The 15,031-nt window shown below is 47.8% G+C and carries 10 protein-coding genes and 1 riboswitch; of the genes, 7 read left to right on the top strand and 3 right to left on the bottom strand.

Annotated elements, in window-relative coordinates; translation table 11 throughout:
- Window positions 1-63: 63 nt before the first annotated feature.
- Window positions 64-154: riboswitch (cyclic di-GMP riboswitch) on the bottom strand.
- Window positions 155-455: 301 nt separating this feature from the next.
- Window positions 456-1,544, bottom strand: coding sequence for an LPS export ABC transporter permease LptG (lptG, locus tag ACTRXD_RS18650; RefSeq protein WP_442433289.1), 1,089 nt, complete (start codon window positions 1,542-1,544; stop codon window positions 456-458).
- A gap of 28 nt (window positions 1,545-1,572) precedes the next feature.
- Entirely contained in the window at window positions 1,573-2,658 is a 1,086-nt protein-coding gene (locus ACTRXD_RS18645) for an LptF/LptG family permease (RefSeq protein ID WP_442433288.1), read from the bottom strand.
- Between the two features lie 328 nt (window positions 2,659-2,986).
- On the opposite strand from ACTRXD_RS18645, the gene ACTRXD_RS18640 reads away from it, so the two are divergent.
- The 6 genes from ACTRXD_RS18640 (at window position 2,987) to aspS (ending at window position 12,858) form a co-directional block, all read left to right on the top strand.
- A complete protein-coding gene (locus ACTRXD_RS18640) occupies window positions 2,987-3,208 on the top strand; it encodes a cold shock domain-containing protein (RefSeq protein ID WP_312641881.1) in 222 nt (73 codons plus the stop codon).
- A gap of 271 nt (window positions 3,209-3,479) precedes the next feature.
- Window positions 3,480-6,422, top strand: coding sequence for a 6-bladed beta-propeller (locus tag ACTRXD_RS18635; protein WP_442433287.1), 2,943 nt, complete (start codon window positions 3,480-3,482; stop codon window positions 6,420-6,422).
- Between the two features lie 276 nt (window positions 6,423-6,698).
- Window positions 6,699-8,159: an IMP dehydrogenase gene (guaB, locus tag ACTRXD_RS18630; protein ID WP_442433286.1), complete on the top strand. Its 1,461-nt coding sequence runs from the start codon at window positions 6,699-6,701 to the stop codon at window positions 8,157-8,159.
- Between the two features lie 58 nt (window positions 8,160-8,217).
- Window positions 8,218-9,774 (top strand): glutamine-hydrolyzing GMP synthase, encoded by a 1,557-nt coding sequence (gene guaA, locus ACTRXD_RS18625; protein ID WP_442433285.1) that lies wholly within the window; start codon window positions 8,218-8,220, stop codon window positions 9,772-9,774.
- Between the two features lie 2 nt (window positions 9,775-9,776).
- The gene (locus tag ACTRXD_RS18620) at window positions 9,777-11,015 is read left to right on the top strand and encodes a pseudouridine synthase (RefSeq protein ID WP_442433284.1); all 1,239 of its coding nucleotides are present in this window, start codon (window positions 9,777-9,779) and stop codon (window positions 11,013-11,015) included.
- 67 nt (window positions 11,016-11,082) lie between these two features.
- Complete coding sequence (gene aspS / locus ACTRXD_RS18615) at window positions 11,083-12,858, top strand: aspartate--tRNA ligase (RefSeq protein ID WP_442433283.1); 1,776 nt, start codon at window positions 11,083-11,085, stop codon at window positions 12,856-12,858.
- On the opposite strand, the gene ACTRXD_RS18610 is transcribed toward aspS, so the two are convergent.
- Window positions 12,855-13,886 carry a molybdopterin-dependent oxidoreductase gene (locus ACTRXD_RS18610; protein ID WP_442433282.1) on the bottom strand — a complete coding sequence of 344 codons (1,032 nt, stop codon included), beginning with the start codon at window positions 13,884-13,886 and terminating at the stop codon, window positions 12,855-12,857. The two genes, aspS and ACTRXD_RS18610, sit on opposite strands and share 4 nt — an antisense overlap.
- A gap of 100 nt (window positions 13,887-13,986) precedes the next feature.
- Between ACTRXD_RS18610 and ACTRXD_RS18605 the strand changes: the two genes are divergently transcribed.
- Entirely contained in the window at window positions 13,987-15,003 is a 1,017-nt protein-coding gene (locus tag ACTRXD_RS18605) for a UDP-glucuronic acid decarboxylase family protein (RefSeq protein WP_442433281.1), read from the top strand.
- The last annotated feature ends 28 nt before the right edge of the window (window positions 15,004-15,031 follow it).

Genomic DNA, 15,031 nt, shown 5'->3' with positions numbered 1-15,031 from the left:
AAAAAAAAGCGCCTAATTCCAGAGAATGGGCGCATGAACGAACGCATGGACCTACCAACACAGTTCGGTAACCAGACGAACCCTGAAACAACAACGTTCTCAGGGTTTCTTGGCTTTGCGCCCTACCCTCACGGATAGTTTGCCCTTGTCACCTGTTGAATTCGTTATTCGATAATTACAACCTCTTGTAAGTGGTGGGTTTTTGAGATTTCCCCGATTAACTGTCTGTCTTGGGTCTTCGGATTCTCCCCTACTCTTCGACCTCTATCTCTATTGAAATGTTATCGGATCCGAGTCAAGGGGAATTAAGAAAATCCCTTGCGTGTTTATGAGAAAATTTAACAAATTCATACATTGCACAGCATCAAAAACCAATACGAATACGGATCAGGAACAGATGGTCAAATCTCAATCACACATTCCTTCCAGTGCCCTTCATGACAATCGTGGATCCTTCATTTTAGCCTCAAAAAAAGATTAATTCCGATGATCAAAAACATGACTGTGGCAATCCAACTGCCAATGATCGGTAATACCGCTCCATTGCGTCCTAAAACAATGCCTACTGAATGCGCCGCCCAGAAAAAAAACCCAATTGCCAGAGTTTGCCCAAGCCCTTTAGCTATTCCAACCTCACGCACACCACTTCCGCGGAGACTCACCGAGATCCCTAACAGGATCATCACCAGAGGAACGAGAGAATATGCAATTCGAGACCAATAATCAGTTAAAAAACGATGAGGACTATGACCATCTTCTATTAACCTTTGAATATAGTCATGCAATTGATACAAGGACATATGTTCTGGAGACTGAGCCAGCCAATTCTGAAAATCATCAGGCGTGAGAGAGAGAGGCAACGTCTGCCGTGGTATAACATTCACTTGCAGGCGTTCTTTAGCCGGAAATGTTCGCTCAATCGCATGCTCCATTATCCATTCCTCAGCGACAAAAGTTGCCCATTCTCCTTCAAGAATGCTTTTGAGACTGAAGCCATCATCAAGTGTGTATTGGTGAATACCATTCAAACGAAACCCATCTTCTGTCACCGAATCAATTCGCATAAGGTGATTGCGTCCCACCCGAAGCCATAAACGTTCCGGAGTAAGTAAGAGGGGTTCTGGTTTATTTTGGATTAAAACAGATTGAATAAATTCAGCTTTAATATTGGCCAAAGGAATCAACACGGCCGTCAAACTCAAACCCACGACACTCACAAACCCGCCAAAGACAAAAAAGGGAATGGCAATTTGATAAAAACTTAATCCGCAACTGCGCATCGCCGTGATTTCACGAGTCCGATTAAGCCCACAAACCGTCAAAATTGATGCCATTAGAGCCGCTAGCGGGGCTAAGAGAAAAGCAATTTCGGGAATTCGATAGACAAAAAAGCTTAAAATAACGCTTAGGTCTGCATCATATTTCAAAAACTTTCTCAATTTTTCAAAAAAATCCACGACAAGATAAATCGTCAGCACGGTAACAAGACACATTACGAAGACGCGACTAAATTTCCCAAATACATACCAAGAAATTTTTTTCATGATCTAACTTGTTTGAAAGAACTCTGGATCATTGTTTTCCTGCTTGAAATAGAAGGAACCCTGTAAAGAAGGCCAGGATAATGTTAGGCATCCACGCACCGAAAAACGGAGAGATCACCAACGTCGTCACAAGAAACTCTCCCAATACATTTAATAAATAAAATCCGATAACCACGAGAACCCCAATCGCAAACCCTCCAGCTTTCCCGGACCGCTTCGACACAATCCCCACCGGGACGCCCAATAACCCCAACACAAAGGTGGCGACCGGAAAGGCGGTGTCTTTATGAAACTCTACCAATCGACGAAGGGCTCCTGCGTCCGTTCCACCTGATTCCTCCAATTGCTGAGTGAGGTTTTGGTAGGTTTTCCGTTTTGTCTTATCTTTCACGGAGGTAAAAGGCGAAGAAAGCCACAAATCATAGGTATCAAAGATAACCCGATGAAAACTATTGGAATCTTTGGGAATTTGATGAATGGCACCCTTAAACAATCGAATGCCAAACTGCTGACGTTCGCTTTGTTTCAACATGTGAAAATTCTCCGCCACAATTATCAAGGGTTGCTCCGGATTGCGTTGGTCCGAAATAAAGATTCCCTTATCGCCAGAAGCATTCCCCGAGTGTGGCACATACACCATGAGTCCGGGGATCGGTTCATTAAACACTCCCGAATCAACCGCAAGAGTCAACTCATCTTCGATGACGCTCAGAGCCAAAGTCTTCAATGACACCTTGGCCCAAGGCTGGCCCCATTGAGAAAGATATACCGTTAAAAGGAATACGATGCCGGAAAAAACCACCACAGGAAGATTGATTCGCCAGAAACTGACCCCCGCAGCACGAATGGCCATGATCTCATTGTCAAACGATAGGCGATTAAATGCCGAAATTGAAGCAATCAAGCAGGCAATTGGTAAGGTTAGGACTAAAAAGGAAGGAAGCAAATGCAGCACAATAGACCCCAAGCCCGCTAAACTAATTCCTCGGGATACCACTAAATCCACCAGCCGTAGCATTTCCTTGGTAAAAATGATGAAACACAATCCGGTCAGGCTGGTCAAAAATGGGGAAAGCAACTCAAAAAAAATGTACCGATCGAGGAGTCTGATCAAGGTTTTGGACAATTCAAATAAGTGGAAAGTGATGAAATATGTTGGCTGATTAGCATGGCCCCTTTTTTCGTTTTCAATCAAATATCCGAAATAATTAGCCTATAGGCGAATAGTAGGGAATGAATTTCCTCCTGTCATTTATTGACAGATTCTGCAAACTGTGCTACATCCTCTACGTTTTTGTAATGGGTAAAGAAGTGAGAAGAATATTACGCCGTGAAGCCGAGAGAGGAATTGACTCCTTTTTCGGCTTTTCTTTTTATCTTTTTAAACACGCACAACTTTTTTGAAATATATATCCACAAGTACTCTAATGGGGAGGGCCATCATGAGAAGTAAGGGAACGGTAAAATGGTTTAATGATCGAAAAGGTTTTGGCTTCATTCAAGTTGAAGGTGGACAGGATGTGTTTGTCCATTATTCCGCACTTCAAGAAGACGGCTTTAAGTCTTTAAAAGAGGGGGAATCGGTAGAATTTGACTTGGTAGAGGGAGCAAAGGGTCCACAGGCTGCAAACGTCACAAAATCAGGAATCGGCCAACCATCTTAAAGTGGTAAATCTCTGTCGCATTCTCGCCATTATTTGCTGATAACGAAAGGGTGAATTTTTTGGGACATTAGATCTCAACTTTTCTTCAACGGAATAATCTTGAATTCCTCGTCTTTGACTTGTTGTCAAAGAAGTCTAAGAGGTAAATAGCTTGCTGGGACTTTCCTTGACTTCCCTCTTTTTCTCCTGGTAGACTTTGCCGTAAGTATTTGAATTTATTGCATAAATTACAAATTTCACACAACTGCCTCATCAGTTTCAGGGGAACAGCATGACAAAACTTTTCGATGTTTTATTTTATGGAAATCCGCTCTATCGAAAGACTGTGACCGTAGAAAGTGGAGTGGAGGACTGGGGAGCAGGCAAAAACGAGGATGCCAATATTCCACAGGCACCAGCAAACCTACGCGCTAATCCTGATCACACGCGAATTACCCTGACTTGGGATCCTGTCCCAGAAGCCCTGTATTACAACGTTTACTTCATGACCACCAAAGGCGTTCAAATTAAGCCCAACGAACTAACCAGGCCAGTCGCAGGCCAAGAGGATTTCATCCCAAAAGTTGGGATAACCAAAGAAAAAGCCAATTGCATTGAGGGAGCGATCTCTCCTTACGAACATAACGACCTAGCCAATAACTTTTGTTATCACTATGCCATTTCTGTGGTCACGGAAGAGGGTGAAAGTCTATTATCCGAAGAGGTAATGTCCATTCCTTCGCCCTACCTCCCCGTGATGCAAATCGGGTGTGAAGGCGTCGACGATGGAGAATTCAAATCACCAACCGGCATTGCTATAGATAAAGACGGAAATATCTATGTCGGCGATACGGACAATCATTCAATTCAGAAGTTTGACCGATCGGGAAAATTTCTTGCACGTTGGGGAGACGAACCTGATTCAACCGAAGGGAAATTTTACTACCCGCGGGGCATTACCACATCCCCCGAAGGAGATGTGTATGTGGCGGACAGTGGGAATAATCGCATCCAAAAGTTTGATTCCGAAGGAAATATTATCAACGCATGGGGAAAATTCGGTTTTGCCTGGAGAGGGGCGGAAGCGGGGAAATTTGATGTCCCCTGGGGTGTTACCACCGATTCACAAGGCAATCTGTTTGTCTCGGATACCAGCAATGCCAGAATTCAAAAATTCCTCTCCGACGGCTCCCCTGTGCTTAAGTGGGGGCGTGACGGGGGATATGACGGCGCCTTCTTTTATCCACGCGGCCTCGCAGTTGACTTTGTTGGGAATATTTATATTGCCGATGAGGGGAACCATCGGATTCAAAAATTTGATGCACGAGGAAACTTTCTCCTGAAGTGGGGAAAGGAAGGGAATGCCCCTGGTCAATTTAAAGCCCCATGGGGTGTGGCCTGCGACCCTTTAGGATATGTGTATGTCGTCGACAGCGGAAATCACCGTGTCCAAAAATTTGATTCTAGCGGGACCTATCTCACTTCGTGGGGAAATCGTGGATTAACCGAAGGACAGCTGAATTTCCCGTCAGGGATTGCGGTGGACAAAGAGGGATTTGTGTACGTCATAGACAGCGGCAACCACCGTTTAACCAAGTTTGCCCCAACTGAGGATGAACTCAATCGTGGCAAACAAGAAAAACGGGTTGCCAGCGATCTTACCGCCCCCATCAATCTTGCCGTCAAACCCGGAGATACAGAAAACATCTTAAGTTGGCTCGAAGTTCCCAATGCGGTCAGTTACAACCTCTATTTTAGTACTGAACCAAACCTCTCAACAGATACCTCCACAAAGATTGAAGGTGTGACAACTCCATATATTCACAGTGGCCTCACAAATAACACGGCATATTTTTATGCCATGACGTCGGTGACCGAGGATGGAGCTGAAAGCCAGCTATCTGAAGAGCAGACCGCTATTCCGGTTTTGATCGACATCTCGGCACCTCAAAATCCTGACATCGTCATTAATCATGGGGCTTACATGACCAATAGTCCTGATATGGTCGCCACCATCTCAGCTAAAGACGTGGATAGCGGAGTGGCTGCCTATTTCATCTCTGAAAACCCCATGACTCCAAGCGGGACCATGCCTGGGTGGGTTGAAGTGGAACCGGAACAAAAATTTGGAGCCACGATTCCTTTTACCACCTCGCCAACCGATGGCACAAAAACCGTCTACGTTTGGTTTAAAGACGCCAACAACAACGTTTCCGTTCCCGCCAGCACCAACATCCTTCTCAACACGTCGGGGTATATTTGTGCCGCCAAGTGGGGAAAACCAGGCCGTGGAGCTTCCCTTCTCCATGGCGGAGAATTTATTAGCCCTCTTTACGGCCTAACGATTGATCGCCAAGGGTCATTGTTTGTGGTTGATAACGGGAACAACCGCATCCAGAAATTCGACAGAAATGGTAATTTCATCCTGTTATGGGGAAATTTCGGATCCGCTAATGGAGGGTTCAATAATCCCACAGGCATCGCATGCGATGGGAATGGGAATGTGTATGTGGCTGACACCAATAACCATCGAATTCAAAAGTTTGATGGGAAATTGGGCCATTATATGATGAAACTGGGATCCCGCGGAAATGGCGAAGGACAGTTTAATGCTCCATGGGGAGTGGCGGTCGACCGGGTACGCGGGTACCTGTACGTCGTAGATAGTGCCAACTTCCGGGTTCAAAAATTTGATGAAACCGGAGAATTCATTATGCAGTGGGGAAGCTTTGGGAATGGGGACGGGCAGTTTTATTTTGCGCGAGGCATTGCTGTAGATCAAACGGATGGAACCGTCTATGTGGTCGATATGGGTAATCATCGGATTCAAAAATTTGATACCAGCTCAAACGTCCTCCCCCAATTACTTACCAAGTGGGGAGGAGGCATTGGGCCTGGTCATGCCAGCAGCGCTCAGGCACAAGAACCGGGACAATTTCGATCACCCTGGGGTGTGGCAGTAGATGAATCAGGAGAGGTATTTGTCAGTGATACCGGCAACCAACGCATTCAAAAGTTTGATCGAGACGGTAACTTTATCACCCAATGGGGCGGCTTTGGCTCACAGGATGGCCAATTCAACTTCCCCTATGGAATTGGAGCTGACTCCAGAGGACACGTCTATTCGGTTGATAGCGGAAATATGCGAGTTCAAGAATTCATGCCGGCAGAGGAAGCCGAAGATCATTTCCAGGAAGAGGAAACGATGGCCTTTATTCCTGAGGCAGCAGAATAGCCACATCGCTCTGGCAGAACCCAGGAAACAACCACACACTTTAACAACAAATGCCAGAGGGTACAGGGTTTACCCTTTGGCATTTTTCATAGTACCGAACCGGATTCCCCGGTGTGGGAATACATTTAGCTGCTGATCCTGAGCAGTCTTGTGTGTTTTTCGATAAGCCCATCAAGTAAAACAAAAGGCACATTGACTGCCTTTCAAAAGAAAATTAAGATGAAAGGCTTTTTCGCATCCACAATTCTTCAGGAGACGAAATACAAGGCCTAACCCATGTTGGAAAAACAATTACGAATGGGACTCACTTTTGATGACGTCGTCCTAGTGCCGCGCCATTCAAATATTATCCCATCTGAGGTAGATCCCTCCACCCAACTCACTCGAAATATACGGATTAATATCCCAATTCTGAGCGCGGCCATGGACACTGTAACCGAAGGACGATTGGCCATTGCGATAGCACGCGAAGGGGGAATTGGAATAATTCACCGCGCCCTCTCCCCTGACATGCAAGCCTCAGAAGTCGATAAGGTCAAAAAATCAGAAAGCGGGATGATCCTTTCTCCAATCACCATTTCCCCAGATCATACCATTCGCGATGCACACCATCTTATGGCGACCTATCGCATATCTGGAATCCCTGTAACCAAAGATGGCAAATTGGTCGGCATCTTAACGAACCGAGATCTTCGCTTTGAAAACCGATTGGATCTCAAAGTTTCTCAGGTTATGACTAAAAACAACCTCGTGACTGCCCCTGAAGGCACGGGGCTAGAACAGGCCCAGGCAATTCTTCATGAGCATCGCATTGAAAAACTTCCTGTTGTCAATGATCAATTTGAGTTAAAAGGGTTGATCACCATCAAAGACATTCAGAAAAAAATCAAATATCCTTTTGCCTGCAAAGATGAGCACGGACGGTTACGCGTTGGCGCAGCCGTCGGGGTCGGACCCGATGTGGAAGAACGCCTGGAGCGGCTCACAAAAGCTGGAATTGATTTAATCGTTGTCGATACCGCCCATGGGCACTCCCAAAGCGTCCTGGACAAGGTCAAGGATATTAAATCCCGCTATCCAGACCTGGAAATAATGGCAGGAAATGTCGCAACTTCTGCTGCCACGCTGGATCTTATTAAGGCCGGAGCAGATGCTATTAAAGTTGGAGTTGGGCCGGGCTCAATCTGTACCACCAGGATCGTATCAGGAGCCGGAGTCCCACAATTGACCGCAGTTGCGGATTGCGCCGCCATCGCCAAAGAACACCAAATACCCTTGATTGCTGATGGAGGCATTAAATATTCGGGAGATCTCACCAAAGCCCTCGCGGCCGGAGCCTCTTGCGTGATGATCGGATCCCTCTTTGCGGGAACCGAAGAATCTCCAGGGGAAACGGTGTTGTATCAAGGCCGAACCTACAAAGAATATCGAGGGATGGGATCACTGGGGGCTATGGAACGCGGAGGGAAGGATCGTTACTTTCAAGAAGGCCGCGAATCTTCAAAATTAGTCCCTGAAGGCATTGAAGCCCGCGTTCCCTACAAAGGAAACCTCGCGGTCATGGTCTATCAATTAGTTGGAGGACTGAAGGCAGGAATGGGGTACTGCGGATGTCGAACAATCGAAGAACTTCAACAGAATGCTCAGTTTATTCAACTGACCTCCGCAGGGCTGCGAGAAGCCCACGTTCATGATGTGGTGATTACTAAGGAGGCCCCCAATTATCGGGCTGACTAAGATCTGATTCCGTCCCCAAGTCAGTCAGGTCCCCCGTTGACGAATTGACCGGCACGCCATGCACTCCCACCACGATACCATTGTCATTCTGGATTTTGGATCGCAGTATACGCAGCTTATTGCACGGCGGATACGCGAATTCCACATTTTTTCCGTGATTCTCCCCTCGCAGGCGACAGTTCAGGATATCCTTAACTTTCACCCCAAAGGGATTATTTTCTCGGGAGGACCTGCCAGCGTTACTCAGGCCCATTCTCCGAAAATTGACAGCCAAATCTTTGATCTTGCCATACCCATTCTGGGGATCTGCTATGGTATGCAATTGCTCGCTCATCAATGTGGCGGAACCGTCAACCCCACACCTCATCGTGAATTCGGTCGAGCCGATTTAACCATTGACGACAACACGAATTTATTTCTTGGTCTCGATCCCACAATTGCATTTCCTGTCTGGATGTCTCATGGGGATTCGGTACAACAGCTTCCACCTGGATTTCATGTGATTGCCCACACGGCCCATGCCCCGATCGCCGCGATGAAATCCTCCAAAGACACGCAACAGCTCTTCGGTATCCAGTTTCACCCTGAAGTCATCCACACCCTTCATGGGTCAACGATTCTTCAAAACTTTGCACGCCATATCTGCCACTGCGAGCCAACCTGGACAATGGGGTCATTCATTGAACAGGCCGTGACAGACATTCGGCAAACAGTTGGAAACGGCAAGGTCATATGCGCACTCAGCGGAGGAGTGGATTCCACTGTGGCCGCTGTACTGGCCCACCGGGCAATCGGCGACCAATTGACCTGCCTCTTCATTGACAATGGCCTCATGCGAAAGAATGAAGTGGCACAATTACAAACGACGTTCGATTCCGCCTATCATCTGAAGGTTCGCATTGCCGACCATGCAGACACATTTCTGGCAGCACTGGGACGCACAACAGACCCGGAACGCAAACGAAAAATCATTGGTCGCCAATTCATTAAGGTTTTTGAACAGGAAGCGGTATCTTTAGGTAAGGTCGGGTTTCTGGTTCAGGGGACACTGTATCCGGATGTGATCGAGAGTCTGAGCGTGAAAGGACCATCGGCAACGATCAAAACCCATCATAATGTCGGTGGCTTGCCAAAGCGCATGAAATTCAAACTGATTGAGCCCTTTCGAGAGTTGTTTAAAGATGAAGTTCGTCAATTAGGATTGGAATTAGGTCTACCGGAGGATATTGTCTGGAGACAACCCTTTCCTGGTCCAGGCTTAGCGATTCGCATCATTGGTTCCGTGACTACCCAGCGCCTAGCCATTCTTCGTGAGGCGGATGCCATTGTTCGTGACGAAATTGAACGAGCCGGACTGTCAAGAATCATCTGGCAATCGTTCGCAGTCTTGCTGCCAATCCAAACCGTGGGAGTCATGGGCGACCAACGAACCTACGAATCAGTGATCGCCATTCGTGCCGTCACCAGTACGGACGGCATGACTGCGGACTGGGGCGTGATTCCACCAGAGGTGTTGGGCAAAATGTCCAATCGGATTATCAATGAAGTACAAGGGATCAACCGTGTGGTGTATGACATTAGCTCAAAACCGCCAGCAACGATCGAATGGGAATAGTTATGGCTCAGGCAGAGAAAACAGTCCGTTTACAAAAAATCATCGCCCGTTCCGGAGTCGCTTCCAGACGCAAGGCTGAGGAACTGATCCAACATGGGCTGGTCACCGTCAACGGGGAAACCGTCATGACGCTAGGGACCAAAGTTGATCCTGCTGTCGACCACATCAAGGTCGAAGGGCGCCATCTGAAGTCCCGACCTCCTGATATGTTTCTCATGCTTAATAAGCCAGTGGGATACATCTCCACCTTGCATGATCCGGCGGGTCGTCCCACGATTAAGGCCTTGGTCCCGAAACCTTCCATACGGTTATTTCCGGTCGGACGTTTAGATTATGATAGTGAAGGCTTACTCCTGCTCACCAATAACGGTGATATTGCACAAGCCTGCCTTCACCCCGCACACCATGTCCATAAAACATACCTGGTAAAAATTAAGGGCATCCTAGAAGAACCTGAAATCCAAAAACTCCGACATGGGCTGATGTTGGAAGATGGGCCCACAGCTCCAGCCAAAGTAAAAAAGGCCGGAAAAGCGGCGGCTAATTCCTGGGTGGAAATCACCATCCATGAAGGACGTAAACACCAGGTCAAACGAATGTTTGAGCAAATCGGCCATCCTGTGATCCGGTTAAAACGCGTTCAGTTTGGACCTCTGAACCTTGGAACCCTTCCCCCAGGCCAGACGCGATATTTAACAGATAAGGAAGCGAACGACTTACGTCATTTACTCATCGCACCTGAATCACCAGGTCCGACTGTCCGCCAGCCGAAAACTCCAAACATTCGCCTATCGAGACCTGCAGGTCAATTTCGACCACGTCCCGCAACCCCCAATTCCATCAGAAGCAAGCATACCCCGTCACCTGCCGAAAAGGCCGGCCAAACACGACCATGGACACCAACTCGTCCGCTGATTAAGAAACCAGAAAAATCCCCTACCTCCAGACCTGCAACTCCTTCGCGGCCACGTTCACCAAACACGAATTCCATCAAAAGAAGGAGCACTTCAACGTCTCCGGGAACGATCGGCCAAGCAGGAGTGCACCGATCCAAAGATCAACCCATCAACAGAAGGGAAAGTTTTCCTAAATCGGGACCCGCCGGTCAGTTTTGGCCACGCCAGGGAAACCTGAAACCCATCAGGAGTAAGCAGACGATCTCAACTCCTGGCAGAACCGGCAATGCACGGCCCCGCCGACCCGGCGTCACATCAAAAAGCCGGTTCAAGTTTAAAACTTAAGCTTTCCGCATACTCGGGTTTATGTTCTGCCATCAAAAGCTGTTAGGCATTGGAAAGGATTCTTTCGTTGAAACGATCACATCATTGCGGTCAACTCTCCATAGACCATGTAGGCCAAATCGTGACCTTAGCCGGCTGGGTTGCCAGTCGCCGCGACCATGGCGGAGTGAGGTTCATTGATCTTCGTGATCGCTACGGCCTCACACAAATCGTGTTTGATTCAGAGCAGCAACCCACTGTGCATCAACTAGCCGATCGTCTCCGCAATGAATACGTCGTGGCAATCACGGGTGAGGTGACGTTACGTCCCGAGGGCTCAGCAAACCCTCATATTCCGACTGGCGCCATAGAAATTCGAAGCACATCCCTCGTGATTTTCAATGAAGCCAAACCCCTCCCCTTTGCACTCGACGACACCATCACCACCACAGAGGCACTTCGGTTAAAACACCGGTATCTGGACCTTCGCCGGCCAAAGATGCAAGAACTCCTTCAACTCCGCAGTCATGTGTCTCATCTTGTACGGCAATATCTTCATGACAATCAGTTCATAGAGGTGGAAACACCGATTTTAACAAAAAGCACTCCCGAGGGCGCACGAGATTATCTCGTCCCGAGTCGCGTCAACCCAGGTGAATTTTTTGCTCTTCCCCAATCGCCGCAACTCTTTAAGCAGATTCTTATGATCGGGGGAACTGATCGTTATTATCAAATTGCCCGATGCTTTCGTGATGAAGACCTCCGGTTGGATCGTCAGCCAGAATTCACGCAAATCGATCTGGAAATGTCTTTCGTCGATCAGGAAGATATCATGCAGTTGATCGAACATATGGTTAGACTGGTCTTTAAAGAGACAAAAAATATTGACCTCCCCTCCCCATTTCCCCGGTTGTCCTTTGAGGATGCCATGGGACGCTATGGGACGGACAAACCGGATCTCCGCTTTGATCTTCAGTTACAGGACCTGAGTCAATTCGCCGCAACCTGTGACTTTAAAGTTTTTAAGAGCGCAGTGGAAAACCACGGGGTCGTGAAAGCCATCGTCATTCCCGGTGGCAATGACTTTACCCGCAACCGGATTGACAATCTAATTGATACCGCAAAAGAATTTGGTGCCAAAGGGCTCGCCTGGGTCAAAATTAACGAAGAAGGCAATCTGGACTCCTCTATCGCCAAATTTTTTAATCCCCAAACCCTACGTGACGCCCTCCCCTCGGCCAAAACCGGCGACCTGCTCATCTTTGTCGCAGATCACGCGCCTATCGTCCACCAAGTCTTAGGCCGCCTTCGCCTGCTGCTGGGGGAGGAGCTAGGATTAATTGATCGAAACCGGTGGGAACCGCTATGGGTCATAGACTTTCCCATGTTTGAATTTGACGATACCGCCAAACGATATATCGCTCTGCACCATCCCTTTACGGCCCCTCACTCAGAAGATATGCCGCTTCTGGAAACCGATCCTCTCCAGATTCGAACGCAAGCCTATGACCTGGTTTTGAATGGCTTTGAGTTAGGTGGAGGAAGCATTCGAATTCATGCACCACAAGTTCAGTCAAAAGTCTTTGACTTACTCAACATCTCCAAAACAGAGGCTCGTGAAAAATTTGGATTTCTTTTAGATGCCTTGGAATCAGGGGCACCGCCTCATGGAGGCATCGCGCTGGGACTTGATCGGTTGGTGATGTTACTCGGCAAGACGGAATCGATTCGAGAAGTGATCCCGTTTCCAAAAACACAGAAGGCTCAATGCCTGATGACCGAAGCCCCCTCTCCCGTCACAACAGAACAACTACAGGAGCTCTCTATTCGCACAACGGCTAAAAAGCCTGACAATCCGGTTTAAGCATTCAGCACATCCAGAACAATGGAATGCAATCCCGTCGCCCCAGCTGGTTGTGGTCTCGTGATTTCCGAGGTTTGGATCTTTCCCTTCGTATCGATAGCCCTCACAGACACCATGTGCTTGCCAGGTTTTGGCGGGCTCCAATCATAATTCCAAATCACCCAGGTTAACGGAGACAACGGTGGTTCGATTTCGGCGGACACCCAGGTCTTCTCCTGATCAAAACTCAGTTGAACCTCACTGATGCTCTCCGGTCCTCCATAGGCAATCCCCCGTAATCGCTGTTGAGACCCTTGTAAAGACTGGTAATGACCCGGGCTATCGATGCGGGAAAAAATATGAATGGTCCCATCATCTGTCCAACCTTTCTGTTGCCAGTAGCCAAGGTAATCGCCGTTATAGACTTCGATTTCCGTAATCCACTTCACATTTTTAATCCCGTAGAGACCTGGAACAATCAGACGAACCGGAAAACCGTGATCCTTGGGAAGCTTTTCCCCATTCATCAGATAGGCCAACATGACATCATCTTCCATGGCTCTGGCAAATGGAATACTGTCGGAATATCCGTCAGATGCTCGAAAAATCACATCCCGGGCTGTGTCTTCATCGGCTCCGATGTCTTGCAAAAGTTTTTTAAGGGAAATCCCCCTCCACATAGCCGTCCCCAAACTACTCCCGCCTGGAAGGGTATCAATACACATCAGCGTCACAGCCTGATCAAAGGATTCCCGATTGAGCAGGTCACGCCATTTCATCACCAGAGGGCGTTCCACAGCGCCCTTAACCACCATTTTCCATTGTTCCACATCCAAGTCACGGGTAAAATTATAGGAAGCATCCATAAAATTTACGGTGTAAAATTTATCGTTTGACGTAAAATAGGTGGTTTCCCGTGGAGGAACTGCAAACATCGACCCCAGATCGCATCCAGGCAATCCTATGCCTATGGTAGCCAGTCCCCCAAGTTTGAACAGAGCCCGGCGGCTCAGTGGAAAAGAAAAAGGAGAATTATTGAAAAATGACATAGACATCCTCCCTATTATCTAATACCTTTACGTCTTTGGACAAGATCCACGCAACATGTAAAATTACCACGGAATTTATGCGAAGAGAAGGAGAAACGGCATGCGGATATTCTTGACGGGAGGAGCCGGTTTTTTAGGAAGTCATTTATGTGAAACACTTATTCATCAAGGACATACAGTCATATGCCTGGACAATCTCCTTACCGGACGTACGGAAAATATCGGTGCACTCATGGGGCATCCGAAATTCTCCTTTATTCACTACAATGTCTGCGATTATCTTCATGTCGACGGACCAGTCGATGCCGTCATGCATTTTGCATCACCGGCGAGCCCGCAGGACTATCTGGAATTTCCCATCGCCACCATGAAAGTCGGCGCGTTAGGCACACACAAAGCATTGGGCTTAGCCAAAGCGAAACAAGCGCGATTTCTCCTGGCCAGCACATCTGAAGTCTACGGAGATCCACTGGTCAACCCACAGCCGGAATCCTATTGGGGGAACGTCAACCCCATTAGTCCCAGAGGCGTCTACGACGAAGCGAAACGATTTGCCGAAGCCTTAACCACCGCCTACCATCGCTTTCATGGCCTCGATACAAGAATCGTCAGAATATTCAACACCTATGGGCCACGGATGCGCCCAAAAGATGGGCGGGTGGTGTCCAACTTTATCGTGCAAGCCTTACAAGGACATCCGTTAACGGTATATGGCGATGGGTCACAGACCCGTAGCTTTTGTTACGTCGATGATCTGGTCGCAGGAATACTCTCACTTCTCCAGGCCCCGCCAGACGAATTTCGAAAAAATCAAGAGGTTCAAGATTCGGTTCGCTTCGGAAAAACTCAGGCCAACCTCGGCTCCATACATGACCCTGTCAACATCGGCAATCCACAAGAACTCACCGTCATGGACATTGCCAAAACGGTGATCAAACTCACCAACTCATCGAGCACGATAACCCAACACCCCCTTCCAATCGATGACCCTAAAGTACGCCGACCCAATATCGAAAAGGCAACCACTCTGCTCAAGTGGGAACCTCGGATTACTTTGGAACAAGGCCTTGAAAAAGCCATCGACTATTTCCGTTCTCATTTGGACCTTGCAAAGTAAATCACGAATCATGAGGTTCATCGATTCC

This window comes from Nitrospira sp. T9 (assembly GCF_052156535.1).
Lineage (GTDB): Bacteria > Nitrospirota > Nitrospiria > Nitrospirales > UBA8639 > Nitrospira_E.
This window is presented reverse-complemented; position numbering and strand designations above follow the sequence as displayed.

Bases quoted from the DNA above. Each gene is read 5' to 3' on its own strand.
- lptG (WP_442433289.1), bottom strand. From the start codon at position 1,544: ATGAAAAAAATTTCTTGGTATGTATTTGGGAAATTTAGTCGCGTCTTC.
- ACTRXD_RS18640 (WP_312641881.1), top strand. From the start codon at position 2,987: ATGAGAAGTAAGGGAACGGTAAAATGGTTTAATGATCGAAAAGGTTTT.
- ACTRXD_RS18635 (WP_442433287.1), top strand. From the start codon at position 3,480: ATGACAAAACTTTTCGATGTTTTATTTTATGGAAATCCGCTCTATCGA.
- guaB (WP_442433286.1), top strand. From the start codon at position 6,699: ATGTTGGAAAAACAATTACGAATGGGACTCACTTTTGATGACGTCGTC.
- guaA (WP_442433285.1), top strand. From the start codon at position 8,218: ATGCACTCCCACCACGATACCATTGTCATTCTGGATTTTGGATCGCAG.
- ACTRXD_RS18620 (WP_442433284.1), top strand. From the start codon at position 9,777: ATGGCTCAGGCAGAGAAAACAGTCCGTTTACAAAAAATCATCGCCCGT.
- ACTRXD_RS18610 (WP_442433282.1), bottom strand. From the start codon at position 13,886: ATGTCATTTTTCAATAATTCTCCTTTTTCTTTTCCACTGAGCCGCCGG.
- ACTRXD_RS18605 (WP_442433281.1), top strand. From the start codon at position 13,987: ATGCGGATATTCTTGACGGGAGGAGCCGGTTTTTTAGGAAGTCATTTA.